Raw genomic sequence first — 26584 nt, forward strand, 5'->3', positions numbered from 1 at the left:
GCACGCTTCAACCGTCAATATCCGCTGGCTGCAATTCGCTATCCACCGGGCGCGCGGCGTCTCCATGTCTGCGACGGCAACTCGCCAAAGCGCTTGCGATAGGCCTCGGAAAACCGCCCCAGGTGCACGAAGCCGTGATCCAGCGCCACTTCGGTCACGCTGCGCGCCGTGGCCAGTTGCAGGCGTGCGTGCACACGCTCCAGCTTGCGTTGGCGCACGTAATCACGCGGCGACAGGCCGACCTGGCGCTCAAACAGGGTATAGAGCGAGCGCTCGCTGACCTTGGCGGTGGCCATCAGTTGTTCGACGCTGATGTCTTCGGTCAGGTGCTCCTCGATAAACTGGCGCACCGCTTCGAACCCGCCGCCCTGCGCCACTGGCGGGACCACACGCAAGACGTTGCTGGCCAGCAACGCCAGCAGTTTGTTCGCCACGATGCGCTCGTACAGGCCCTGCACCTCGGGCTCGGCGGCGTTTTCTGCCTCATGGCAGATCAAGCCCAGCAGTTGCAGGAAGCCGCTCATCTCACTCAGGGCATGGCGCGCCGTGGCAAAGCGGATGCCCTGTTGCGGCAGGGTCCAGCGCTGTTCCAGGCAGGCGTTTTCCAGCAGGCGCACCGGCAACTTGATGATGAATTTCTCGCAGTCGGCGGAATAGGTCAGGTCCACCGGGTCATCCGGGTTGATCAGCAGGATCTCGCCGGGCTGGAACACCTGCTCCACACCACGGGCATTCGAGCGGCAGTGGCCGCTCAGGAGGATTTGCAGGTGGTAGATGGTCTGCAGCGCCTCGGACGTGACCTGCACGGGCGCGCCGTAGCTGATGCGGCACAGGTCCAGGCTGGAAAAGGTGCGGTGGCTGATGCTCGCCTGCGGGCGCCCGCGCGGTGGCAGGCGAATGCAGTGGCTGCCCACATGCTGGTTGACGTAGTCGGATACCGCGTAGGCATCGGCACGCTGGAAGATCTGGCTGCGCTCACTCAATAGCACGGTCATGGTTGCGCCTCTTTTATAGTTATTGGGTGCAGGCTGACGCCTGGGGGGGTGGCCGTCCAATATGGATAAGGTCTCAATGAATACCCAGCGGGTATTGACGTGTCTAGTACGTCACACAGTGAGCAATTGGACTTATTACGAAACAATCTAGCGACCCATACACCGGCCTGCGCCGTCTTATCTACGCTCAGGAACGTGCCAGGAGGCGTATTGAAGAGTCCATGACGGACCCACTGTCTCCTGGCGCCTGATGCCTAGGAGATTACGATGAGAAAGGAAACCCATCGCCCCCGGCCTGGGTTCGGCTGCGCGTTGTTCGGCGCATTGCTGAGCCCACTGGTCGTCGCGGCCCCCACGCTGTCTACGCAAATCCCCTTCGATGTCACGGCCACCCCGCCGTTTTCCCTCACCAGCCTGCAACAGAACTTCGACGATATGTCGTGGCAGACGTTTATTGCGCTCAACTGGCCGGCCCTGGCCGACGGCAACCCCAATACCGGCGTACAGATCGGCCAGCAGGACGCCGCCACGGTGTGGGAAAGCTACCGGGAGAGTTACCAGATCTTCCTGCCCCAGGGGCAGAAGCCGCAGCCGTTTCGCGCGCCGGCGGCCGTGCCACCGGCCTGTGAGGGCAAGGGCTCCGGGCGCTTGCTGCAACAGATGGGCAAGGTCCCGGATGTGCTGGACGAGTTTATCCAACCCTTTGAAAGCGGCCCGCTGGTAGACCAGAGCGGCGTGTACACGCGCAATGAAATCGTGGTGAACCAGTCGATGTTCGACGGCATCGTCAACAACGGCCTGTACAGCGTGCAGGGCCAGCAGGCGTTTTTTGCCGCCAGCCCGACCAATGCGGTGGCGTTCAGTTGCGGCAACCCGAACACCAGCGAGGTGGGCTCGATCATGGTCAAGGCCTCGTGGAAGGTGCTGGACGGCAACGATAAGCCCGGCAGTTTCCACACCGTCGATGCCTTGGTGTATACGCCGGGCAACAGCGACCCGAGCAAGGGGCCGGTGGTGGCGGAGTCCTGCACGGCCGAGCCAGTGGGCCTGGTCGGCCTGCACATCGTGCACAAGACCACCAGCGCGCCGCAGTGGGTGTGGTCCACCTTCGAACACGTCGACAATGTGCCGGAAAAGACCACGCCACCGGCCGAGCGCAAAGGCCCGTACCTGTTCTACAACGCCAGCAGCCAGGCCGACGTCAACCAGCCGCCGCCACGGCCGTGGAACCCGGCGGTGAAAGCGACGCCGTCGCAGATCGTGCGCGAGATACCGCTGACCGACGCCACCAAGGCGCTGAACAGCACCTACCAGACCTTGCTGCGCACGGTTAACCCCAACAGCGTATGGGCCAACTACCAGTTGATCAGCACCCAGTGGCCGACCCTCAGCGGCCAGCCGCCGTGCCAGATCTCGGCCACCGTGCCCCTGGGCAAGCCGGCGCCGTCGTTCCTCGCCAATGCAACGCTGGAGACGTACATCCAGGGCACCGTGCCCCAGGCGTCGTCCAGTTGCATCGCCTGCCACGGCAATGCCGCGACCCACGTCACGCAGTCGCCGCGCACCAGTTTCGCCGACTTCACCTACCTGCTCGAACGCGCCCAATCCACCGGGGCAACAGGGAGCCAGCCATGAGTACCGACCTCGACAACTTCACCGGCCTGAGCGTGGTGCTCACCGGGATAGACCAGGAACTGCTGGCGCCCTCCGTGGACCCCATCGGCCTGCCCAGCACCTTCCTCGACTTCATCGGCCCGCGCCTGGGGCAGAGCGTGCTCAGCGCCCTGCTCGGCCAATACGCGTCGCTGCTGGCCGAGCAACAAACGCCGCAGCAAATCGGCACCGCGATCCTCATGCAAAACGGCCAGCCCGCCACCACACAAACCGCCCAGGCGGCGCGCGCGATCATGAAGCTGTGGCTGCTCGGCGTGTGGTACCAGCCGTATCCCCAAGGCGCATTCCCGGCGAATGAGCAAACCGTGGTCAGCGCCGAGGCCTACACCCAGAGCTGGGCGTGGAGCATCGCCCAGGCGCACCCGATGGGCTACAGCGAGTTCTTCTTTGGCTACTGGAACAGCGCACCGCCGAGCCTTGAGGAGTTCACCGGCGTTGCCGCCAGCACCCAGCCAGGAGCCTCGTCATGAGTACTGAACAAGCAGATGTAGTGATCGTTGGTGCGGGCCTTGCGGGCAGCCTGATTGCCTATCAACTGGGTCTGGCCGGGGTGAAGGTGCTGGTGCTGGAATCCGGCCCGGAAATCCCGGCGAACCGTAACCAGTACCTGGAGCGGTTCTATACCGCCACCCTGAAAACCCCGGAGTCGCCCTACCCGCCCGTCAGCACCCTGAGCCCGGCGCGCAACCCGGCCGAGCAGAACGCACCCCGTGCGACCATCGCCGACCTGATCCTGGGCTGGAACAACCCTGACGTCAGCTACCTGGTGCAGAAAGGCCCGCTGCCGTTTACCAGCACCTACGAGCGCGTGGGCGGCGGCACCACCTGGCATTGGGTGGCGACGTGCCTGCGCATGTTGCCCAATGACTTTCGCCTGAAGTCGCTGTACGGCGTCGGGGTGGATTGGCCGATCAGCTACAACGACCTGCAAAGCGCGTATTGCCGCGCCGAGGCGGAAATCGGCGTGGCGGCCAACGTGGCCGACCAGGGCTACCTGGGCATCACCTTCCCCGCCAACTATGAGTTCCCGATGACCAGCATCCCGCTGTCGCTGGTGGACGGCAGCTTTGTCAGCGCGGTGCAGGGCCAGTCGTTCCAGGGCTTGCCGCTGGTGGTCAGCCCGACCCCGGCCGGGCGCAATTCGCAGCCGTATGCCGGGCGGCGGGTGTGTGCGGGCAACACCAACTGCACGCCGATCTGCCCGATCCAGGCCAAGTACGACGCCACGGTGACGATGAACAACGCGCTCAACACCGGCAATGTGCGCATCTTGTACAAAACCGTGGCGAGCAAGGTCACCGTGGCGGCGGACAAGACCATCAGTGGCATCGAGTTCATCCAGTATCAACTGGGCGATGGGCCGGCGACCGGCACGGGTGTGGCCATCGGGCAGCGCTATGTCATCGCCGCCCATGCCATCGAGACGCCGAAGCTGCTGCTCAATTCCACCAGCAGCGCCTGGCCCAACGGCGTGGCCAATAGCAGCGGCCAGGTCGGCCGCAGCCTGGCGGACCACCCGATCTACCTGGCTTGGGGCTTGATGCCCGAAGGCAAGACGGTGTTCCCGTACCGGGGGCCGGTGTCTACGTCCGGCATTGAAAGCCTGCGCGACGGTGCGTTTCGCAGCCAGCGTGCGGCGTGGCGCATCGAGATCGGCAATGAAGGCTTCAACTGGCCGATTGGCGATCCCTACACCACCGTCGCCGACTTGATCGATGGCACCAACGTCAGCCGCACCAACCCGTTGCCAGACACGGGCGGCGCCTCGCAGGTGCTGTTCGGCACGGCGCTGGTGCAACAGTTGAACAACTTGCTGACCCGGCAATTTCGCGTGGGCTTCCTCGTGGAGCAAGTCGAGGAGGACCCGAACAACGCCAACTGCTACATCGTGCCGTCCAGCCAATACAAGGACCGCCTGGGCATTCCGCGCCCGGAGATCCACTACGACCTGTCGGACTACACCAAGGAGGGTTTCAAGCAGGCACGCATCCTCGCCAGCCACGTCATCACCGAACTGCTCGGGGCAACGGAACTGACCGCCGACATCCCGCCGGGGGTGTTTGACTATCAGGGCGAATCCTATTCGTTCCAGGGCGCCGGGCATTTGATGGGCACCTACCGCATGGGCGCCGATCCAAAAACCTCGGTGGTGGACAAGTACCAGCGCAGTTGGGACCACGCCAACCTGTTCCTGGTGGGTGACGGCGTGTTCCCCAGCACCGGTACGTCCAACCCCAGCCTGACCATCGCCGCGCTGTCGATCCAGGCCGGCGACACCCTGTGCAACGACCTCAAGGCCGTGACCGTGCAGGTGCAGGCCAACCAGCCGTGGCAAGGCACCGGCGTGCAGATCAGCGGGCCGAGCCCACGCCTGGTGCGCTACGTGAGCGGCAAATGGCTGGCGAGCCCGGTGGGCGGGATGGTGGATGGCAATGGCAGCCCTGGGTTGGTTGCCAAGGCGGGCTACACATTGCCGGGGGCCAATGAAGGCGCGTTGATTGGGCGTGTGGGCACTGGGGGGACGCCGTTTTTGGTGGGGGATTTGGCGCTGGTTCCGCCGGGTGAGACGGGGGAATTGCAGCTGTGTATCAATGATGATCTGGAGGGAAGGTATGGGATTGGGCTGGGGGATAACCAGGGAGCGCTGACGGTGCAGGTGGGGTTCGGCACTTTGTAGCCGGGGCACACAAACCACTGCCTACCTGATACATGGAGATCCAAATGTGGGAGCGGACTTGTGTGGGAGCGGGCTTGCTCGCGAATGCGTAGTGTCAGCCAATGAATCTGGCACTGACACACCGCATTCGCGAGCAAGCCCGCTCCCACACAAACCAGCTCCCACAGTTTTGACCGAGTACGGCAGAGACTTCTGCATACCCTGCAACAGTCCTTTGTCATCAACGACATTGATAGCACCCTAACGAAACCCCCATCCTAGAGGGCTTTCCCGACGCTTATATCATTCCGAATGATAGTTACCTTTGCTTCATTCGATTCGTGACATAGCACCCCGCCGCGCATGATCCGCCCATCTCAAATACATTGGCGGATGCACCTCATGGAACAGTCACTCAAACATTTGCGCTTCCCCCTGGCGATCCTGGCCGTGGTGGTGATGAGCGCGTGCGGCAAGACCCCGGAACAAGCGGCCGCCATGCCAGCTGCCAAAGTCAGCGTGGCCAAGGTGCTGGAACAGCCGGTCAACGAGTGGGATGAATTCACCGGCCGCCTGGAAGCGCCGGAGACCGTGCAGATCCGTCCGCGGGTGTCGGGCCAGATTGATCAGGTGGCCTTCATCGAAGGTGCCCTGGTGAAGAAAGGCGACCTGCTGTTCCAGATCGACCCGCGTCCGTTCCAGGCTGAAGTGCGCCGCCTCGAAGCCCAGCTGCAACAAACCCGTGCCGCCGCCAGCCGCAGCGACAACGAAGCGCAACGCGGTGAACGCCTGCGCCAGAGCAATGCGATCTCCGCCGAACTGGCCGACTCGCGCACCACCGCCGCCCAGGAAGCCCGCGCCGCGGTCGCCGGGATTCAGGCGCAGTTGGACCTGGCCAAGCTGAACCTGAGTTTCACCCGAGTTACCTCGCCGATCAGCGGCCGTGTCAGCCGTGCGGAAATCACCGCCGGCAACCTGGTGACCGCCGACGTCACCGCGCTGACCAGCGTGGTCTCCACCGACAAGGTCTACGCCTACTTCGACGCCGATGAGCGCGTGTTCCTCAAGTACACCGAACTGGCGCGCCAAGGCCGTCGCGGTGCGACCACCCCGGTGTACCTGGGCCTGTCCAACGAGAGCGGCAACCCGCACCAGGGCCAGATGAACTTCGTCGACAACCAGGTCAACCCAGCCACCGGCACCATCCGTGGGCGTGCGGTGTTCGACAACACTGACGGCCGCTACACCCCGGGCCTGTACGCGCGCTTGAAGCTGGTCGGCAGCGGCACCTACTCCGCCGTGTTGATCAACGACGAAGCCGTCGGCACTGACCTGGGCAAGAAATTCGTACTGGTGATGGAAGGCGACAAGCCGGCGTATCGCTCGGTAGAACTGGGGCCGAAAATCGAAGGTTTGCGCATCGTGCGCAGCGGCCTCAACAAAGAAGACACCATTATCGTCAAGGGCCTGCAACGCGTGCGCCCAGGCTCGCCGGTCGCTCCGGAAACCATCCCGATGGCCAGCAAGGAAACCCTCGCCGCCTTGGCCCAACAACGACAAGCGCTTGAAGCCAGCAACCTGGAGCAAGTGGCGCCGGAAAAAACCGCGCCCAAGCTCGCAGCCGTTGCGACTCCACGCGGTTAAGGGATACGACTCAAGATGAATTTTTCCAAGTTCTTCATTTCGCGGCCGATCTTCGCAGCGGTACTGTCGCTGCTGATCCTGATCGCTGGTGCGATCTCTCTGTTCCAATTGCCGATCAGCGAATACCCGGAAGTGGTACCGCCGACCGTGGTGGTGCGCGCCAACTTCCCCGGCGCCAACCCCAAGGTCATTGGTGAAACCGTGGCCGCGCCATTGGAGCAAGCCATCACTGGCGTCGAGAACATGCTGTACATGTCCTCGCAATCCACTGCCGACGGCAAGCTGACCCTGACCATCACCTTCGCCCTGGGCACCGACCTGGACAACGCGCAGGTGCAGGTGCAAAACCGTGTGACGCGGACTCAGCCGAAATTGCCTGAGGAAGTGACACGCATCGGTATCACCGTGGACAAGGCTTCCCCCGACCTGACCATGGTGGTGCACTTGACCTCCCCGGATCAGCGCTACGACATGCTCTACCTGTCCAACTATGCCTTGCTCAACGTCAAGGATGAGCTGGCGCGCCTGGGCGGCGTGGGTGACGTGCAGCTGTTCGGCATGGGCGACTATTCCCTGCGTGTGTGGCTGGACCCGAACAAGACCGCGTCGCGCAACTTGACGGCGACGGATGTGGTCACGGCGATTCGCGAGCAGAACCGTCAAGTTGCAGCCGGTGCCTTGGGTGCGCAACCTGCGCCGAATGCCACCAGTTTCCAATTGTCGGTGAACACTCAAGGCCGTCTGGTGACGGAAGAAGAGTTCGAGAACATCATCATTCGCTCCGGCGATAACGGTGAGATCACCCGTTTGAAAGACATCGCACGGGTCGAGCTGGGTTCCAGCCAATACGCCCTGCGTTCGTTGCTCAACAATCAGCCGGCGGTGGCGATCCCGATCTTCCAGCGCCCGGGTTCCAACGCGATCGAGATCTCCAACGAAGTGCGCGGCAAGATGGAAGAGCTGAAAAAGAGCTTCCCCCAGGGCATGGACTACAGCATCGTCTATGACCCGACCATCTTCGTGCGTGGCTCCATCGAAGCGGTGGTGCACACGCTGTTCGAAGCACTGATCCTGGTTGTTCTGGTAGTGATTCTGTTCCTGCAAACCTGGCGCGCCTCGATCATTCCGTTGGTGGCGGTGCCGGTATCGTTGATCGGTACGTTTGCGGTGATGCACCTGTTTGGCTTCTCGCTCAACGCGCTGTCACTGTTCGGCCTGGTACTGGCGATTGGTATCGTGGTGGACGACGCCATCGTGGTGGTGGAGAACGTCGAACGGAACATCGAGCTGGGCCTGGAACCGTTCCCGGCCACTGAAAAAGCCATGAGCGAAGTGACCGGCCCGATCATTGCCACGGCGCTGGTGCTGTGTGCGGTGTTCATCCCGGCTGCGTTTATCAGCGGCTTGACTGGGCAGTTCTACAAGCAGTTCGCCTTGACCATTGCGATCTCGACCGTGATCTCGGCGTTCAACTCGCTGACCCTGTCGCCGGCCCTCGCCGCCGTGTTGCTCAAGAGCCATAACGCACCGAAAGACCGTTTCTCCAAGGTACTCGACGCATTGCTGGGCGGCTGGTTGTTCAAACCGTTCAACCGTTTCTTCGAGAAAGCCAGCCACGGTTACGTCGGCACCGTACGCCGGGTGATTCGCGGCAGCGGCATCGCCCTGTTCCTGTACGCCGGCCTGATGGTGCTGACCTGGTTCGGTTTCGCCCACACCCCGACCGGTTTTGTACCGGCCCAGGATAAGCAATACCTGGTGGCCTTCGCCCAACTGCCGGACGCCGCCAGCCTGGACCGTACCGAAGATGTGATCAAACGCATGTCCGATATCGCCCTCAAGCAGCCGGGCGTGGAAGCGGCCGTAGCGTTCCCGGGCCTGTCGATCAACGGCTTCACCAACAGCCCGAACAGCGGCATCGTGTTTGTCACCTTGAAGCCGTTCGATGAGCGTAAAGACCCAAGCATGTCCGCCGGTGCGATTGCCGGCGCGCTGAACGGCAAGTACAGCGACATCCAGGAAGCCTACATGGCGATCTTCCCACCGCCGCCGGTACAGGGCCTGGGTACGATTGGCGGCTTCCGCCTGCAAATCGAAGACCGTGGCAACCTGGGTTACGACGAGCTGTACAAAGAAGTGCAGAACGTCATCACCAAGAGCCACAACGTGCCGGAACTGTTCGGCCTGTTCACCAGCTACACGGTCAACGTGCCCCAGGTCGATGCCGCCATCGACCGTGAAAAGGCCAAGACCCACGGCGTGGCGATCAGCGACATCTTCGACACCCTGCAGATCTACCTGGGCTCGTTGTATGCCAACGACTTCAACCGATTTGGCCGTACCTACCAGGTCAACGTGCAGGCTGAGCAGCAGTTCCGCCTCGACGAAGACCAGATCGGCCAACTGAAAGTACGCAACAACAAAGGCGAGATGATCCCGCTGGCGACCTTTATCAAGGTCAGCGACACCTCGGGCCCGGACCGCGTGATGCACTACAACGGCTTTATCACCGCCGAGATCAACGGCAACGCGGCACCGGGCTACAGCTCGGGCCAGGCGGAAGCGGCAATCGAGAAACTGCTGAAAGAGGAACTGCCCAACGGCATGACCTACGAGTGGACTGACCTGACGTATCAGCAAATCCTCTCGGGCAACACTGCACTGTTCGTGTTCCCGCTGTGTGTGTTGCTGGCGTTCCTGGTACTGGCCGCTCAATACGAAAGCTGGAGCCTGCCACTGGCGGTGATCCTGATCGTACCGATGACCCTGCTGTCGGCCATCACCGGGGTGATTATCTCCGGCGGCGACAACAACATCTTCACCCAGATCGGCCTGATCGTACTGGTGGGCCTGGCGTGCAAGAACGCGATTCTGATCGTCGAGTTTGCCAAGGATAAACAGGCGGAGGGTCTTGACCCGCTGGCTGCGGTGCTGGAGGCGTGCCGTCTGCGTCTGCGGCCGATCCTGATGACCTCGTTCGCGTTCATCATGGGTGTGGTGCCACTGGTGTTGTCCAGCGGTGCCGGTGCCGAGATGCGTCATGCCATGGGTGTGGCGGTGTTCTCCGGGATGATCGGCGTGACCTTCTTCGGTCTGTTGCTGACGCCAGTGTTCTACGTACTGATCCGTCGCTATGTGGAGCGCAGCGAAGCACGCAAAGCGGCCAAGGCCTTGAAGCTGGAGACACAGCAATGAGCGTGAAAGTATTCCTGCCGAGCTTGCTGGTACTGGCGCTGAGCGCCTGTGCCGTGGGCCCGGACTACAAAACCGCGAACCTGGAGGCGGCCAATATCACGGCCGCCGCCGACACCAAGAGCTACGACCACGCCAAGTACGAAGGCATCTGGTGGCAGCAGTTCGAGGACCCGACCCTCAACCAACTGGTGACCCAATCGTTGAGCGGTAACCGCGACCTGCGGGTGGCATTTGCCCGCCTGCGCGCCGCCCGTGCGATCCGTGATGACGCGGCCAACGACATCATGCCGGTGGTCACCTCCCGTGCCAGCAGCGATGTGGGCAAGGGCCAGATCCCCGGCCAGACCACCAAGCGCGTCACCAGCGAGCGTTATGACCTGGGCTTGGACATGGCCTGGGAAGTCGACTTGTTCGGGCGCATCCGCCGCAACCTGGAGGCCAGCGACGCTGACCAACAGGTGGCAGAAGCCGACCTGTATCAACTGCAAGTGACCATGATTGCCGAGTTGGTGGATGCCTACGGTCAACTGCGCGGCGCGCAACTGCGTGAGCGCATCGCCCTGGACAACCTGAAAAACCAGCAGGAATCGCGCACCATCACCGTCAGCCTGCGGGATGCCGGGGTGGGCGACCAGTTGGACGTGGAGCGTGCCGACGCCCGCCTGGCGGCGGTCGAAGCCAGCGTGCCGCAACTGCAAGCCGAGCAAGTGCGCGAGCGCAACCGCATCGCCACCCTCCTCGGCCAGCGCCCGGACAAATTGAGCGTGGACCTGAGCCCGAAAGACCTGCCGGCGATTGCCAAGGCGCTGCCGATTGGCGACCCAGGGCAACTGCTGCAACGCCGTCCGGACATCCTCAGCGCCGAACGCAAGCTGGCCGCCGCCACCGCGCGGATCGGCGTGGCCAAGGCCGACCTGTTCCCACGGGTCAGCCTCAGCGGCTTCCTCGGTTTCACCGCCGGGCGCGGTTCGCAGATCGGCTCGGCAGCGGCGAATGCCTGGTCCCTGGGCCCGAGCATCACCTGGGCCGCCTTTGACCTGGGCAGCGTACGCGCCCGTTTGCGCGGTGCGAATGCCGAGGCAGACGGCGCGTTGGCGACCTATGAGCAGCAAGTATTGCTGGCGCTGGAGGAGTCCGAGAATGCGTTCAGTGACTATGGCAAGCGGCAACAGCGCCTGGTGTCGTTGATCCGTCAGAGTGAGTCCAGCCGCGCGGCGGCGGACCTGGCGGCGATTCGTTACCGCGAAGGTACCGTGGATTTCCTGGTGCTGTTGGACGCACAGCGCGAGCGGTTGGCGGCGGAAGACTCCCAGGCCCAGGCCGAGGTGGATTTGTATCGCGGGATTGTGGCGATCTACAAGGCGCTGGGCGGGGGTTGGCAGCCGGATACGGTGGTGGCCAGCGCGAAGTGATTTGATTTAAAGAGCTCCTTTGGTTGGTCGCATCCAGCCAATTTTTAGCCCCATGGTCCATTTGGTCGTGGGGCTTTTTTTTGAGGATTATTTGTGGGATAAGTCTTAAAAAATTGAGGGTAATAACTGTAGGCCTACTAGAAAGTTTTTGTAGGTTTTTTCGCAAGCCTGCCTGCCGTGGCATTCGCTGTCGGGGTTTTCTTTAATTAAATATTGAAATGTACAGCTGACGGTCGTTCACCTCGACTCAAGAAAACAGTGAGCCTGACGAAAAGCCGATGTAACTTTCAACTATTGGAGGGCACCATCATGGCTATTTTATTGACTGCTGAGCAAATGCGGCACACCAAGGCTTCCAATCCTTTTCAGATCAAGAACCCTGGACAGGTGACGAATCAATTCACAATAACCGAGGCATCCAAGGCCGCAGAGACGCTAAAACTTAGCGATAGTAAAGAAATCGTTGAGCTGAAGGCGTTTTTGAAAAAATATGACATGACGTCAATCAGCACTGACGAATTGAAAGTCGTTGGCAGCCTGCTTTACAAAAACGAAATGATTAGCCGCCGGTCCTTCGGCATGTTTATTTCTGGAGATGGTGCGTCCGACGCTAACGGAAAGCAAACGGACACCCATGTGAAGTTCAATGCCATCGCCCTCTTCAACGAAAAGCTTGAAGATACCATTGCACATTTCAACAGCGATCCGGCAATCCCGAGACGTGAAGGAGCTACGGATTATTTACAGGGAATGGTAGATGCAAATCACGCAATCAACGCACTTGCATTTTTCATTAATTCGAACAGCAGTCATTTGTCTATCGACGAGCGAGCCTAATCTGGAGGGGCTCGACAGGAAGCTGTGCGCTAGGCTTAGCCTAGCGCACAGACCTTACAACAACCTACCGACCGTACCTGTTTGTACCTGAGTAAGCTTTTGGAAGCTCTTCGTCATTGTTCACTTGAACTCGATACGTTCCGAGTGGCCCATTGTACGTAGCATTGCTACCTATACCGAACGTCTCTCTTTTCCACGAACCGCCTACCTGGCGCTCAATGTAAACCTCTGGGCCTCTACCCACACCCAGCGCAGAAACCCGCACATCAATATTTGCATTTGAACATCCGTTGGCAGACGTTATCGTGAACGGACCATGGGCTGTATCAACCTGCTTCCCCGACACAATCCCACTAAAGCTATCCGTTATATACAAGCACGCCGCAGACACCTGCGACGACATCACCATCAACATAGCAAACGGCACCGCAATAAGACTTTTCATGATCACACCTCAAAATCAATAATTAATTTTCAAATATGCACAGAAAGCCAATCTATTGGTTTATATATCCATAGAATTCCCTCACAGTTAAACAGTATGTCAAGCTTCCTACACGGCAACCTAACGTCACTATGACTGGCAGAAGGAAACACACGATTTACTGTGCACGAATTCATGCTGTGAATATGCCAGCCGCTTCCTAAAATCATTAAGGAGCGCTCTGTCATATTAATTCGATGGAACGAGTCAGCTATATCCCAATCCCGCTCAGGACCAACTAACTCCGGGCACTTTCATTCAAAATCAAACTCCGATAATGCCCCGGATTCGACCCCACCCATTTACGAAACGCCTTATAAAACGAACTGGCATCGGCAAACCCCAACCGTGCGGCAATCTCGGCAAAGCTGATCTGCGGTTCAGCCAGCCAAACAATGGCCAACTCTTTACGCACGCTGTCCTTGAGGCCCTGATACGTCTGCCCCTCTTCCGCCAAGCGTCGGCGCAGGGTTGAGGCGGAGATGCACAAACTGGCGGCCAGGCCGTCGGTTTCCGGCCAGGTGTCAGGGGGCAGGTGGCGCAGGTCGTGTTTGATGCGGGTGGCGAGGCTATCGGGGTCGCGGTATTTGACCAGGATGTTGGCCGGTGCGTGGGCGAGGAAGCGTTTGAGTTCTTCGGTGCTGCGCTTGATTGGCAGGTCGAGGCAGTCGGCGGAAAAGATCATGCGGGTGCGTGGCCGATCAAAGCGTAGGTTGTCGGAAAACATCACCTGGTAGTCGTCGCAAAAGTCCGGCTGCGGGCAGCGCAATTCGATCGCCAGGATCGGAATGCGCCGCCCCGCCAACCAGCAGGCCACGCCATGCACAATCATCCAATAGGTGAAATAGGTGAACGCGCGCTTGGGCGCGGGCTCCGCCAGCACGATCTCCGCCAGGCTCTGTTGACGCACCAGTTGCGCGGGCATTTGTTCCAGCATCAAGGACAGAAAGCCCAGCGCGGTTTCCAGGCCGGTGGCGAGCGTCGGTTGCGCCATCGACGCGTGACAGAGAAACGCCAGGCTGCCGGATTTGAGCCGGCGCGGGTCCATGCCGAAAAACTCATCGTCGTGACGCCGCGCCAGCAGGCGCCACAGCCGCGCGTAGGCCGTCGCCGGTACGCGGGCGTCGGGCTGCTCCAGCAACGCCGGGGCAATCCCGACTTTGCTCAGCGCTTCAACCGTGGCCGCCCCAGGCGCACAGCTCTGCAACAGGGCTTCGCGCACGAGGTGGATGGAGATGGAGTCTTTTTCCGACATGGGCAGTTGGGCATTCCGGCGGCACACAAGATGGCGTGCATCATAAGGGCGGTTGCCCTTCGCCACCACCGTTCAGCCACTGTTCAGCAAACGTCAAGAATTGTTGTTTAGCAATGAGTATCATTATGTTACAACTTAGCCTCCTATCTAGTTGCGACGCGGTGCCGAATGCTTGTTCCTTTTCTCATCATGTTGCGCGAAGGCATTGAAGCCGCACTGATCGTTGGCATCATCGCCAGCTACCTGCAACAGACCGGCCGCGGCCAGTGGATGCCGGCGGTGTGGATCGGGGTATTTCTCGCCGCTGCCCTGGCGTTGCTGGTCGGTGGTGGCCTGGAATTGGTCAGCGCCGAGTTCCCGCAAAAGCAGCAGGAATTGTTCGAAGGCGTTGTCGGACTGGTCGCCGTCGCCATCCTCAGTTCCATGGTGTTCTGGATGCGCAAGGTGGCGCGCTCCATCAAGCACTCCTTGCATGAATCCCTCGATCACGCGCTGGCCGGTTCCAAGCATCAGGTCACTGCGCTGATCCTCATGGTGTTCTTCGCCGTGGCCCGTGAAGGCCTGGAAACCGTGTTCTTCCTGCTCGCTGTGTTCCAGCAAAGTGAAGGCCCGGGCGCGCCGATTGGCGCCCTGCTCGGCTTGATCCTGGCGATCATCGTCGGCTTCCTGATCTACAGCGGCAGCATGCGCCTGAACCTCGGTGCGTTTTTCCGCTGGACCGGCCTGTTCATCCTGGTGGTGGCCGCCGGCATCCTCGCCAACTCGGTGCAGGCCCTGCATGAAGCCGGCGTGTGGAACCACCTGCAAACCGTGCTGTTCGATTTCAGCGCCGTGTTGCCGATGGACAGCCCGCTGGGCTCGGTACTCGCCGGCATGTTCGGCTATCAGGAAGCGCCGACCGTCAGCACCCTGGGCGCCTATTTGATCTACCTGGTGGTGGCCCTGGTGATGTTCTTCCTGCCGGCGACACCGGCCAAGCCTGTCGCCAACCCCTCTTCCGTTTCCAGCCAGTAAGGACCGCCCCTTGTCCAACCCAACTCCCCAACCGGCTCTGCCGCCCCGCGCCCTGCGCTGGGCCGTGGCGGGCTCGGTGGTCGTGATGATCGCCGCCGGTGGCCTGTTCTACTATGCGTCGCAACTGGCCGCGAGCAAGCGCCAGGCCAACCACAATGAAATCGCAGTGACCATTCACGGCCACGCCTGCGAGCCGAATGCGCTGACCGTACCCGCCGGCCGTGCGAGCTTTCGCATCATCAACCGCTCCGACCGCGCGGTGGAATGGGAAATCCTCGACGGCGTGCTGGTGGTCGAAGAACGGGAAAACATCGCCCCCGGTCTCAGTCAGGTGATCAACGCCAACCTGCTGCCCGGCGACTACGCGATCACCTGCGGCTTGCTCAGCAACCCACGCGGCACCTTGCATGTGACGCCGACGGCGGAGTCCGACGCCCAGGCCAAGGCCAAGCCGTCGATGGTGGCGTTTATCGGCCCGTTGTCGGAGTTCCGCGTGTACCTGAGCGCCCAGGGCGGCGCGCTGGTCAAGGCGGTGACCGCCTTGCAACAGGCCATCGACGCCGGTGACCTGGCCCAGGCGCAAGCGCTGTACATTCCGGCCCGCGAGGCCTACCAGCGACTCGCCCCGGCGTCACAGCGCCTGGCGGAGCTGGACAACGCGATCAACGCCCGTGCCGATTACTTTGAAAAACGCGAGCAGGACCCAGCCTTCAGCGGTTTCCACCGTGTCGAATACAGCCTGTTCCAGCAGCGCAGCCTCGATGGCCTGGCGCCGATTGCCCAGCGCTTGCTGACCGACGTCAGCACGCTCAAACAACAGTTGCTGGCGCAATCGCTACCGCCGGAACAGTTGGTGAGCATCGTGGTGCGCAACCTCAACAGCCTGGCAGAGGGTCGCGCCCTCAGCGGTGAAGAAGAACGCTACAGCCACATTGACCTGGATGGTTTCGCCGCCAACCTGGAGGCCGCGCACAAGGTGGTCGATCTGATGCGCCCACTGCTGGGCAAATCCGCTGCCGAACTGCTGCCGAAGATCGACAGCACCCTCGCCGCCTTCGACAGTGAACTCGCTGGTTTCAAGACCTCTACCGGCTACACCACCTACGACAGCGTGACCGCCGATCAGCGCAAGCAGATCGCCGGCAAGGCCAAGGCTCTGGCCGCCGCACTCGATGGAATCGATCCCGCCCTTGGCCTTTCCGGCCTGCAGTGAAGACGACCGCACACATGAGTGATTCCGCACACACCAACCTCCAGCGCCGCCGTGTCCTGCTGGGCATGGCCGCCACCGGCGTCGCGCTGGCTGGCAGCAGCCTGAGCGGCCCGGCCATGGCCGCCGCGGAGCAAGTCACCAACGCACCGCGCAGTGACAAGACCCAGGACCACCACGACTTCTTCGGCACGCACCAGAGTGGCATCGTCACCCCGCGCCCGGCCTGCGGCATGCTGGTGGCGTTCGACGTGCTGGCCAGCGACCGCGAAGACCTGGAACGGTTGTTTCGCACGTTGAACGAGCGCATCAGCTTCCTGATGACCGGCGGTGCCGTGGCACAAGTCGATCCGAAGCTGCCGCCCACCGATTCGGGGATTCTCGGCCCGGTGGTCACGCCGGATAACCTGACCATCACCGTGTCCGTCGGCGAGTCGCTGTTCGATGAGCGCTTCGGCCTGGAACACGCCAAACCCAAGCGCCTGAGCCGCATGGTGGGCTTTCCCAATGACGCACTGGAGCCGGCGCAATGCCACGGTGATTTGAGCCTGCAATTTTGCTCCAACACCCCCGACACCAATATCCACGCCCTGCGCGACATCGTGAAAAACCTGCCCGACTTGCTGCTGGTGCGTTGGAAACAGGAAGGCAGCGTGCCGCCCCAGGCGCCGAGCAAACCCGGTGAGCCGGCGCAGAGCGCGCGCAACTTCCTCGGTTTCCGTGACGGTTCGGCCAACCCCAATTCCAACGACAACAAGGCCATGGACCAGATCGTGTGGGTCCAACCGTCCAGCGACGAACCGGCCTGGGCCGCCCATGGTAGCTACCAGGCGGTGCGCATCATCCGCAACTTCGTCGAACGCTGGGACCGCACCCCGCTGCAAGAACAGGAAAGCATAATCGGCCGCGTCAAGACCACGGGCGCGCCCATGGGTGGCCAGCAAGAAAGCCAGGTCCCCGACTACAGCAAGGACCCCGAAGGCAAGTTGACCAAGCTCGATGCCCACATCCGCCTGGCCAACCCGCGCACCCCGCACACTCAGGGCAACTTGATTTTGCGCAGGCCGTTCAACTACTCCAACGGCGTCAATAAAAACGGTCAGCTGGACATGGGGCTGTTGTTCATCTGCTACCAGGCTGACCTGGAGAAAGGCTTTATCAGCGTGCAAACCCGGCTCAATGGCGAGCCCCTGGAGGAATACCTCAAGCCGGTCGGCGGCGGGTATTTCTTCACCTTGCCGGGGGTCACGGGCCCCAAGGATTTCATTGGGCGCACGCTGCTTGCCGCCACGCACCCGCACACCACTGCCAACACCTGAAACCCACCCCACAGCGGAAACCGTCCCATGAAGAAGTCGACTCTCGCGTTGTCGTTGCTACTGACCCTTTCGCCGTTGGCTGCGTTCGCCGCCACGGCACCGCTGGACCTGGTAGGCCCGGTGTCGGACTACAAGATCTACGTCACCGAAGAAATCGCTGAGTTGGTCACCCAGACCCAGGCGTTTACCGATGCGATCAACAAGGGCGACCTGGCCACCGCCAAGAAGCTCTACGCGCCCACTCGCGTGCACTATGAGTCCATCGAGCCGATCGCCGAGCTGTTCAGCGACCTCGATGCGTCCATCGATTCGCGCGTGGACGACCATGAAAAAGGCGTGACCGCCGAAGACTTCACCGGCTTCCACCGCATCGAGTACGCGCTGTTCTCGCAGAACACCACCAAAGGCCTGGAGGCGCTGACCGCCAAGCTCAACACCGACGTCAACGACCTGAAAACCCGTGTGGATGGCCTGACCTTCCCGCCAGAAAAAGTCGTCGGCGGCGCCGCAGCGCTGCTGGAAGAAGTCGCCGCCACCAAGATCTCCGGCGAAGAAGACCGCTACAGCCACACCGACCTGTATGACTTCCAGGGCAACATCGACGGCGCGAAGAAAATCGTCGACCTGTTCCGTGGCCAGATCGAGAAACAAGACAAGGCCTTCCTGGCCAAGGTCGACAAGAACTTCGCCACCGTGGATAAGGTCCTGGCCAAGTACAAAACCAAGGATGGCGGCTTCGAGACCTATGACAAGGTCAAGGAAAACGACCGCAAGGCCCTGGTGGGGCCGGTCAATACCCTGGCAGAAGATCTGTCCACCTTGCGTGGCAAGCTGGGCTTGAACTGATCAAGCCAGTGCGCCTACGTCCCTCCCGGACGCGAAGGCGCACACGTTAGCTGGCCGCCTGCGACACGGCGGCTTGCGGCACAAACCCTTGCAAGGGTGCCCCTCCGGTTTCAAAGGTGTGCGGGTTGACCCCGTACCAATGATTGTTTTTTTGTACTGCGTAGAGTTCCTGTCCGTCGTAGGTGCCTTGCTGCGCGCCCGCTGGTTGGCCTCCAGCGACGGTGCTATAGACGCCCGCACCCCAGCGAGAGCGCTCAAATACGGTAGCCGGCAGGTAAATGCCAGCGTTCAGCAATCGCAATTCCCCCTTCAAAAAGCTCTTTAGCAGTCCTGACGCTTTTTGACCTGATTTGAATAGGCCAACGGTTCCGTCCAGCGGGTTGAACAGGCTGCGAAAGAGCGGTGCGGCGCCCTTCAATCCCTCCATGGTGAACGCCCGGCCGTTGAAGGGCAGCACCCTCTTCAACCCTCTGAAGGCGTTTTTGGCCACACCCACGCCACCGGTCGCGGCAAACGACGCGAAGTCGATCAGCAAGCCCTTCAGACCTTGGGCTACGTTACCTTCAGCAATGTCTGCAACCGCCCCGACAAACGGCAGCAGCCCCAGCACCATACGCAGGTTCTCGCTGCTGAATACGTCGTCGGCACCAAACGGAAACTCGCGCCGGCGTTGCAGATTCGTGGGTTGGTTGGCATAGGCGGTCAACGCGTCACGTCGCTCGTCAAAACTATTACCCAGTATGCGCTCGACAATGCGCGCGGTTTTATCACTGGCGAAGCTGTCGGGTACGGGCACTCCCGTATGGTTGACCCCAGCCTTTTGCAGGGTGGCTGCCAGGTCGGGCGCGGCTTTTTCAATGATGACCGGCGATTGAACCCCCGCACGCGGCTCAGTCCCGGAAGAATAGGCCTGGAAATCAAACGCCTCGGGTTTCTCTCGGCGAACGTCCTCGCGGGTGTAAGCGAAGGGCCCAAACGGTCTCTGCTCCTTTTTGATCTCCCCCCCAAGCGACAGGGAGTACGGCAAGTCGTCGCGCTTGATCATGCGCATGGAGCCCGGGAACACTTCGTAATAGCCAAACCGCGGCTCGACAATTCCAGTCTCGTAGCGGATCAGAGTGCCCTGTATGCCTTTGCTCTGCGCGACTTTCGATTCGTCGCCGCTGTCCTCTTTGAGCGTTTCTCCGGTGGCCTTGCGCAAGCTGAAAAACTCGATCTGCCCGACTTCCAGGGCCTTGCGCTGCGCCAATGGCAGTTGGGCGATCATCAGCTTTAACGCGCTGGCTTGGGCGCTACGTGTATCGGCCACATAGCGATCGATGGCTGGGGCGACCAAGGGCGCGATCAACGGCAGTTGCTTGATTCGCTCATCAAACGTCGCCTGGGAGATCGTGCCGGGGGGCAGCTCGTACTGAACTTTGCCGGTGGAGTTCTCCGTCATCCAATTGGTCAACTGCGCCAGCAGGCCCAACTTCGCTTGCCCGGTCAGCAGCACTTCGGTCAACAGCACCGGCGGCGGCTGACCTTGCATGGTGTGGTAGACCCGCTTGAGTTTGAAGTCGCGAATTTCCTGCTCGGTCAGCTCTGGAAACAACCGTGCCAGGTGCTGGATCAACACGCTTGTCTGAGTCGGTGGCTCGCTCGTCAAGGTACTGAACGCTGCCTCTGTGAGGGCTTGCTGGGCGGTAAAGGCTTCGCTGGCCTGTCGGTAATGCTGCGGCGAATAGTGGCCATTCGCGGGTGTGGGGAAAACGCCGGCCATTACCGCCCACTCCAGCAACGGCCTGGCGGCCAGGCTTTTGATCAAGGTTTCCTGCTCGGGCACCTGGGCCTGCAATTGCGTCAGCGCCAACAGTTGCGTACGGCTCATCAAGCGTGAAGCCCCCGGGCCTGCCAGCGTGTCTGCCAAAGCGCAGCCCAGGCGCAAGCCGAGCCAGGCGGTAGAACCAAGGGTGATGTCATCGCTGCTTTGCTTGAAAAGTGCCGAACCAGGTGCCGCCGGGTCAGCCTTGACCAATAGCTCAGGCGCGGCCTGCGCCAGGAACAGATGGGTGAGCAACGGCGCACTGCGGGCACTGGCGCCTTTGCCTTGCAGATGCTGTTCGATATCGCTGCGCAGCGCTTTCTGGCTGCGCCCCTGGTTGTTCGGCGAGTACACCTCATACCCGGCCACAAAACCCGGCCTGCCAGGCACATCGGCGCCGGCCTCAAGCTTGAGGGCCGTCGCCAGCAATTGATGGCGCATGGCTTTGGACAACGGCTGGCCGCCAGCCACTTCATACAGTTGCAGGGCCTTCGCCATGGCGTCCGCCTTGGCCACCGCGACGGGCGAGTCAAAAAAAGCGGCCAGCCGATGGTCAGCGTCGGGCAACGAATGCCATGGATCCGGCTGCGCGAGAAAGCTGTCCAGTAACCCTCCCATACCTACCGCGAGGTGCTTGAGTGCCCCACAGTCAGTGGTGGACAGCGCCCCCGGGGCCCAGGCATACGGCGTCAGTTGCGCAAAGTCGGCGGCCAGCGGGGGCCGGGCCAGGCGGGTATCCAGCCATGCCATGGCGACCTGCACGTGTGCGTAGGTCTTCGGTGCGCCCAGACAGAAAAAGTCCAACGCTTGGCGTACGTCATAAGTGTCCGTTGAGTAGAGTGCGTTACCCGTCTTTTCACTCTGTACAACCAGTTGGCGAAGGCCATCGCGTAGGGTATCGCCCTGCGGTGTCGAGTGTTCGCTGAACTCGGCGTCGAGGCTGGCTTGCAGGGATACCCATCCACCCTCTGCGGTCCGTAGTTGAAGATCGCCCTGGCTGATCCTGAATTGATCGTCATGGGCCACCAGGTTGTTCTTGGCGAGAAACGCCTTGAAGGACTGCGACGCCAAGAGTTCGACAAACGCATTGCGAGGGGCCTTGCTGCGCCGCGCCAACGAGGAGCCGGGCTCAGTGATGAAAGTCTGTTGATCAAGGTTGAGATCGTCGTCCGCAGCCTTGTTCTTGAGCTCGTGACGCAGGTGATCGTGCAGTCGTGTGCGTTCCGTTGCATCACCGTGGGCCTGGGTCAATTGGGTGTAGTGTTCGCGCCAGCGAACCCGCTGCGCGGACACAATCGGCGGCCAGCCATCTCGCTTGAGCTGTTGGCCAAGGGCAGACGCCGATTGCTCATTCCGGGGCGGTTGTACCCCGTAGAAATCCAGGATGGCATGGCGCGGCAGCGGATCTTCGGTGACCCCAAGCCCGAAATTGCTCGGCGACAGGGCCTGCTGTGCAGCAGACAAACGGGCACTGACTTCACCCCAGCCAGAGCCGTCACTGGTGGTAAAGCGCACCAGTGTGTCTTTCCCATCTTGGGTGACCACACCCGTCATATGGTCGTTGAACACCCGCACAGTGGCGAGCTTAAGACCCTTGGCGCGCAACCAGTCTTGCAAGGGTTGCTCACTCAGTGCCTGGGTATACACGCTGATAAAGGGCGCGATGCTGGCATTGCGCGGTATGACGGGTACAGACGTGATGCCCTTGAGCAGTCCGCGCATCAAGCGCTCCTGCAGGTTGCTATCCCCTTGGGTCGCGTTTTCCTCGGATGGAAAACGCTGGGGGATCTGATTGTTCGCTGTCGACGCATCGCGCCTGACTCGCGGTGCGCCAGAGGCCCAGGGGCCGGGTTGCAATGGAAGCGGGGGTTGAGCGGCAAGGTTGAACGCGCGGTCTTGGCCGCCTACGCTGATCATCGACATGGTCTTTTCCTCTCTACCAATGGAAACGGCAAGAGTCCTTGTCCCTAAGAACTGTCGAGAGAAAATCTACCGAGCCATTCCCAACGCAAGCGTCAGCAAAGTCCTAAAGCCTTGCAGGCAATCAGTGGGAATTATTTGGCCACAGTCAACACAGGTCAAAGTATCCGGTACAGCAACCGCTCAATCCGCACCCGGCTGACCCGCCGCAGGAACTTGCCGACCGCTTCCGGGTAATCCACCAGGGTCTGCAATTGCTGGTAACGCTCGATGCGCGTGGCGTGCTGGAATATCTGCGCCAGCTCGGTGCGGCGCGGCGCCAGCCATTGGCCCTGGGGATCGTCGATCAACAAGGCGTTTTCCAGGTCCAGGCGGAACGCCCGTGGGTTGAGGTTGTTGCCCGTCAGCAGCGTATAGCGCTGGTCGACCCACATACCCTTGAGGTGGTAGGTGTTATCGCCATCGCGCCACAGGTGCAGGTTCAATTGGCCGCTGTCGAGCATCGGCTGATGGCGCTTGGCAAAGCGGCGCAGGCTGATTTCATACAGGTAAGGCAGTGCCGCGATCACCTTGAACGGCTCGCTGGGCGGGATATAGAAGTCGTTGGCGGTCTTGTCGCCGACGATGATGTCGATTTTCACCCCACGGGCCAGGGCGCGATTGATCTCGCGGGTCACCGGCAGCGGCAGGTTGAAATAGGGGGTGCAGATGGTCAGTTGCTGCTGGGCACTCGCGATCAGTTCGAGGATCACCCGGCTCAGGGGGTTGTTCTTGCCCACTCCCAGCAGCGGGCTGACCGACAGGTGGCCATTGGGCAACTGCCCCGCCGTGGTGTCATAGGCCGCGTGCTTGAGGCGGCTGCGCAAGTCGCCGATGTCGTTGCGCAGGCTGCGGGTGGTGGGCGGGTTCGGCAGGTCCAGGCGATGCACCGCCTTGGATGCCACCAGGCCATGTTCCACCAGATGCTGCATCGAATCGGCCAGCGGCTGGTTGTGGATCAGGTGGTAACGGTCGAAGCGGTACTTGTCGAACTTGTGCAGGTACACGTTGTTCAGGCTCGCGCCGCTATACAGCACCGTATCGTCGATCACAAAGCCCTTGAGGTGCAGCACGCCGAACAACTCGCGAGTCTGCACCGGTACGCCGTACACCGGCACTTCACTGGCGTGGCGCTCGGTCATGGCCTGGTACCAGGCGCTGTTGCCCGGTTGTTTGCCCGCACCGATCAACCCGCGTTGGGCGCGCAGCCAGTCAACCACCACCACGATGTCCAACTCCGGGCGCGCAGCCTTGGCGGCGTGCAGGGCGTCGTAGATCTCCTGTCCGGCTTCGTCGTGCTGCAAATACAGGGCAACGATATAGATGCGCCGGGTCGCCTGGGGGATCAGGGCCAGCAGGCGGCGGCGATACGCATCGGCGCCAGACAGCACGTCAATCGCGTCGGGAGTGAGGGGGAAACCGCGCAGTTTGGGCAACAGTGAGCGTTTGAAGAACGACGGCATAGGGCTCGCAATGGGTCGAATCCGAAGAGGTACCGAGCTTACACCATGGGGGTGCTCAGGTCTTGCTGCGGCGCATGGAAAAAATTTAATTGACCAAGAAGAACGATCGTTCTACTGTTTGTCACATGAACGACATGACCCGCGACATTATCCTCGACGTTACCGAAAAGTTGATCTATCGCCACGGCATCGCCGCCACCGGCATGGACTTCCTGGTGAAAACCGCCGGTGTCTCGAGAAAAAGTATCTACCGTTACTTTGCCAACAAAGATGAGTTGGTGATTGCCGCCCTGCAGCGCCGCGACGAGCGTTGGCTGCAATGGCTGCGCACGGAAGTGGAGCGCCAGGAAGGCAGTGGCGAACGCCTGCTGGCGCTGTTCGACGCCCTCAAGGCCTGGTTCGGTTCGGCCGACTTCCGTGGCTGCGCCTTTATCAATACCAGCGGTGAAACCGGCGACCCACTAGACCCGGTGCGCCTGCTGGCCAAGGCCCATAAACAGAAACTGTTCGAGTACGCACTTGAACTGTGTCAAGCACATGGCACCTCCGACCCGCAGCAGCAGGCCGCGCAACTGCTGATCCTGATCGATGGCGCCATTACTGTTGCCCTGGTAATGGGTGATTCAACCGCGGCCGATAATGCGCAATGCATGGCGCGAACGTTATTGGCGCTTTGACCCCATAGGCCAGGCAACTTTCCAACAATCCCTTATTGTTTTAAGGAGCATGCCAATGTCATCCAACATCGATGTACGCCCACCCTTGCCGCCCTTTACCCGCGCATCGGCCATCGAGAAAGTGCGCCTGGCCGAAGACGGCTGGAACTCCCGCGACCCGCAACGGGTGTCCCTGGCCTACACCCTGGACACCCGCTGGCGCAATCGCGCCGAATTTGCCCACGGCCGCGAGCAAGCCAAGGATTTCCTCACGCGCAAATGGGCCAAGGAACTGGACTACCGCCTGATCAAGGAACTGTGGGCCTTCACCGACAACCGCATCGCCGTGCGTTATGCCTACGAGTGGCATGACGATTCGGGAAACTGGTTCCGCTCCTACGGCAATGAGAACTGGGAGTTCGACGAAAACGGCCTGATGGCCAATCGGTTTGCCTGCATCAACGACCTGCCGATCCAGGCCAGCGAGCGCAAGTTCCACTGGCCGCTGGGGCGGCGCCCGGATGATCATCCGGGGCTATCGGAACTGGGGCTCTAGCCTGTAGCCGCAAGCTTGAAGCTTCAAGCTTCAAGCTTGCGGCTGGCTGCTCAATCCTGATTCAAGCCCACGCGGTACAACACGCCATCATCCTCATCCGTCAGCACATACAAGTAGCCATCCGGCCCCTGGCGTACATCGCGAATGCGCGCTTTCAAACCGCCCAGCAGCCGTTCCTCGTGGATCACCTTGTCGCCATCGAACTGCAAGCGGATCAACTCCTGGCTGGCGAGTGCGCCGATAAACACGTTGTGCTGCCAGGGTTTGAAGCGGTCGGCGTCATAAAATGCCATGCCGCTGATGCCGGGTGATTTTTCCCAGACATGATGGGGCTGCACCGTGCCTTCTGCCGTCTTGCCTTGAGCCTCTGGAATCGGCGCCAGCGAATAGTTGATGCCGTGGGTCGCCAACGGCCAGCCGTAGTTCTTGCCGCGCTCGATGATGTTGATCTCATCCCCGCCCCGGGGCCCGTGTTCGTTTTCCCAGATCGTGCCACTCCACGGGTTCAGAGCCAGGCCTTGTGGGTTGCGCTGGCCGTAGGACCAGATCTCCGGCCGTACACCTGCCTGGCCCACAAACGGGTTGTCATCGGGCACTCGCCCATCCGGGTAAATGCGTACGACCTTACCCTGCAATTTGTCCAAGTCCTGGGCGGTCGGACGATCGTTGTTTTCGCCCAGGGTCACGAACAGGTAGCCGTCACGGTCAAACGCCAGGCGCGAACCAAAGTGGTTGCCGGTGGACAGCTTGGGTTCCTGGCGCAGGATCACCTTGAAATCCTTCAAACCGCTGAGGTCATCGGCCAAACGCCCACGCCCGACAGCCGTGCCGGCGGTACCGACCTTGCCGCCACCTTCGGCGTACGACAGGTACACCATGCGGTCCTGCTTGAAGTCCGGCGACAGCACCACATCGAGCAAGCCGCCCTGCCCTTTGGCCCACACTTGCGGCACACCACTAAGGGGCGCCGACAGTTTGCCGTCCGGGCTGACGAAGCGCAGATGGCCTGGGCGCTCGGTCACCAGAAAACCTTGCTTGTCGGGCAGAAACGCCACGGCCCATGGATGATCCAGGCCCTGGGCGATTGGCGTGACCGTGAGGCTGCCTTGCTCGCTGGGGAATTGTTGGGGGCCCGCGGCGTACACCGCCGACAGTGGAAGAACAGTGGTCGCGCAAAGGGCGGCCAGAAGGGTTTTACGTAGGTGCATTAGGCGAGTCCTTACCGGCGATTGCCGTTGGCATCGTAAGTGGGGGCTTTGGTTTCGGTGGCTGGGCGGCTGGGAGCGGTGTTGCGCGTGGGATAACGATTGCCGATGCCGCCGTTTTCCAGGGTGGGTGCGCGGGGCGCCGGACCGATCTGAGGCCCGCGCACGGCCGGCGCATTGGGCTGGGTGCCCTGCATGCTATTGGGGTTGGCCCGGTGGATCGGGCTGTTGTTGGCGTCGTTGCTGCCCGGCAGATTTTGCGCCTGGGCACCGGCGGCAATGAAAACGCCCAGTGCCAGCAGTGCAAGGTGGCGTACACAACTATTCATGACAAAGCCTCTCAAGGGCGAGTGGTACGTGCTTTCGATAACACGCTACGCCCAGGGTTCGGCTTTGGTAA

General features: G+C 61.3%; 19 protein-coding genes. 13 read left to right on the top strand and 6 right to left on the bottom strand.

The genetic code is table 11. From position 1 onward, the window contains the following. Positions 1 to 38: 38 nt before the first annotated feature. Positions 39 to 995, bottom strand: coding sequence for an AraC-like ligand-binding domain-containing protein (locus ACZRMO_RS10550; RefSeq protein ID WP_463972795.1), 957 nt, complete (start codon positions 993 to 995; stop codon positions 39 to 41). 267 nt (positions 996 to 1262) lie between these two features. On the opposite strand from ACZRMO_RS10550, the gene ACZRMO_RS10555 reads away from it, so the two are divergent. The 7 genes from ACZRMO_RS10555 (at position 1263) to ACZRMO_RS10585 (ending at position 12413) form a co-directional block, all read left to right on the top strand. Continuing rightward, a complete protein-coding gene (locus ACZRMO_RS10555; RefSeq protein ID WP_463972796.1) occupies positions 1263 to 2630 on the top strand; it encodes a cytochrome C in 1368 nt (455 codons plus the stop codon). Beyond that, a complete protein-coding gene (locus ACZRMO_RS10560) occupies positions 2627 to 3139 on the top strand; it encodes a sorbitol dehydrogenase (RefSeq protein ID WP_463972797.1) in 513 nt (170 codons plus the stop codon). Before ACZRMO_RS10555 ends, ACZRMO_RS10560 begins: the two co-directional genes overlap by 4 nt. Beyond that, the gene (locus ACZRMO_RS10565; protein ID WP_463972798.1) at positions 3136 to 5346 is read left to right on the top strand and encodes a GMC family oxidoreductase; all 2211 of its coding nucleotides are present in this window, start codon (positions 3136 to 3138) and stop codon (positions 5344 to 5346) included. Before ACZRMO_RS10560 ends, ACZRMO_RS10565 begins: the two co-directional genes overlap by 4 nt. 381 nt (positions 5347 to 5727) lie before the next feature. Beyond that, positions 5728 to 6969, top strand: coding sequence for a multidrug efflux RND transporter periplasmic adaptor subunit MexE (mexE, locus tag ACZRMO_RS10570; RefSeq protein WP_463972799.1), 1242 nt, complete (start codon positions 5728 to 5730; stop codon positions 6967 to 6969). Positions 6970 to 6984: 15 nt separating this feature from the next. Beyond that, positions 6985 to 10164 carry an efflux RND transporter permease subunit gene (locus ACZRMO_RS10575; protein ID WP_124524494.1) on the top strand — a complete coding sequence of 1060 codons (3180 nt, stop codon included), beginning with the start codon at positions 6985 to 6987 and terminating at the stop codon, positions 10162 to 10164. Beyond that, positions 10161 to 11576, top strand: a complete 1416-nt coding sequence (locus ACZRMO_RS10580; RefSeq protein WP_463972800.1) for an efflux transporter outer membrane subunit — start codon at positions 10161 to 10163, stop codon at positions 11574 to 11576. Before ACZRMO_RS10575 ends, ACZRMO_RS10580 begins: the two co-directional genes overlap by 4 nt. A 309-nt stretch (positions 11577 to 11885) precedes the next feature. Next, positions 11886 to 12413 (top strand): hypothetical protein, encoded by a 528-nt coding sequence (locus tag ACZRMO_RS10585; RefSeq protein WP_463972801.1) that lies wholly within the window; start codon positions 11886 to 11888, stop codon positions 12411 to 12413. A gap of 722 nt (positions 12414 to 13135) precedes the next feature. Here ACZRMO_RS10585 and ACZRMO_RS10590 read toward each other — a convergent pair. Continuing rightward, positions 13136 to 14152, bottom strand: coding sequence for an AraC family transcriptional regulator (locus tag ACZRMO_RS10590; RefSeq protein WP_463972802.1), 1017 nt, complete (start codon positions 14150 to 14152; stop codon positions 13136 to 13138). Positions 14153 to 14320: 168 nt separating this feature from the next. Here ACZRMO_RS10590 and efeU point away from each other — a divergent pair, with 168 nt between their 5' ends. The 4 genes from efeU to efeO (ACZRMO_RS10610) are packed head-to-tail and all read left to right on the top strand — an operon-like array spanning position 14321 to position 18541. Then, on the top strand, positions 14321 to 15166 hold the full coding sequence (gene efeU / locus ACZRMO_RS10595; RefSeq protein WP_463972803.1) for an iron uptake transporter permease EfeU: 846 nt from the start codon (positions 14321 to 14323) through the stop codon (positions 15164 to 15166). A 10-nt stretch (positions 15167 to 15176) separates the two neighbouring features. Continuing rightward, the gene (efeO, locus tag ACZRMO_RS10600; protein ID WP_463972804.1) at positions 15177 to 16379 is read left to right on the top strand and encodes an iron uptake system protein EfeO; all 1203 of its coding nucleotides are present in this window, start codon (positions 15177 to 15179) and stop codon (positions 16377 to 16379) included. Further along, complete coding sequence (gene efeB / locus ACZRMO_RS10605) at positions 16376 to 17695, top strand: iron uptake transporter deferrochelatase/peroxidase subunit (protein WP_463972805.1); 1320 nt, start codon at positions 16376 to 16378, stop codon at positions 17693 to 17695. Before efeO (ACZRMO_RS10600) ends, efeB begins: the two co-directional genes overlap by 4 nt. Positions 17696 to 17722: 27 nt before the next feature. Next, positions 17723 to 18541 carry an iron uptake system protein EfeO gene (efeO, locus tag ACZRMO_RS10610; protein ID WP_463972806.1) on the top strand — a complete coding sequence of 273 codons (819 nt, stop codon included), beginning with the start codon at positions 17723 to 17725 and terminating at the stop codon, positions 18539 to 18541. A 46-nt stretch (positions 18542 to 18587) separates the two neighbouring features. Here the strand turns inward: efeO (ACZRMO_RS10610) and ACZRMO_RS10615 are convergent, their stop codons facing one another. Both ACZRMO_RS10615 and pssA read right to left on the bottom strand, forming a co-directional pair. After that, complete coding sequence (locus ACZRMO_RS10615; RefSeq protein ID WP_463972807.1) at positions 18588 to 22067, bottom strand: hypothetical protein; 3480 nt, start codon at positions 22065 to 22067, stop codon at positions 18588 to 18590. 356 nt (positions 22068 to 22423) lie between these two features. Then, a complete protein-coding gene (gene pssA, locus ACZRMO_RS10620; protein ID WP_463972808.1) occupies positions 22424 to 23767 on the bottom strand; it encodes a CDP-diacylglycerol--serine O-phosphatidyltransferase in 1344 nt (447 codons plus the stop codon). Positions 23768 to 23892: 125 nt separating this feature from the next. Here pssA and ACZRMO_RS10625 point away from each other — a divergent pair, with 125 nt between their 5' ends. Together ACZRMO_RS10625 and ACZRMO_RS10630 are read left to right on the top strand one after the other, a co-directional pair. Beyond that, positions 23893 to 24444 carry a TetR/AcrR family transcriptional regulator gene (locus ACZRMO_RS10625; protein ID WP_463972809.1) on the top strand — a complete coding sequence of 184 codons (552 nt, stop codon included), beginning with the start codon at positions 23893 to 23895 and terminating at the stop codon, positions 24442 to 24444. Positions 24445 to 24499: 55 nt separating this feature from the next. Then, positions 24500 to 24979, top strand: coding sequence for a nuclear transport factor 2 family protein (locus ACZRMO_RS10630; RefSeq protein WP_124524506.1), 480 nt, complete (start codon positions 24500 to 24502; stop codon positions 24977 to 24979). 50 nt (positions 24980 to 25029) lie between these two features. On the opposite strand, the gene ACZRMO_RS10635 is transcribed toward ACZRMO_RS10630, so the two are convergent. Both ACZRMO_RS10635 and ACZRMO_RS10640 read right to left on the bottom strand, forming a co-directional pair. Then, the gene (locus ACZRMO_RS10635) at positions 25030 to 26187 is read right to left on the bottom strand and encodes a PQQ-dependent sugar dehydrogenase (RefSeq protein ID WP_463972810.1); all 1158 of its coding nucleotides are present in this window, start codon (positions 26185 to 26187) and stop codon (positions 25030 to 25032) included. A gap of 11 nt (positions 26188 to 26198) precedes the next feature. Next, complete coding sequence (locus ACZRMO_RS10640) at positions 26199 to 26513, bottom strand: hypothetical protein (protein WP_463972811.1); 315 nt, start codon at positions 26511 to 26513, stop codon at positions 26199 to 26201. Between the last annotated feature and the right edge of the window lie 71 nt (positions 26514 to 26584).

This window comes from Pseudomonas sp. B611, from assembly GCF_055407965.1.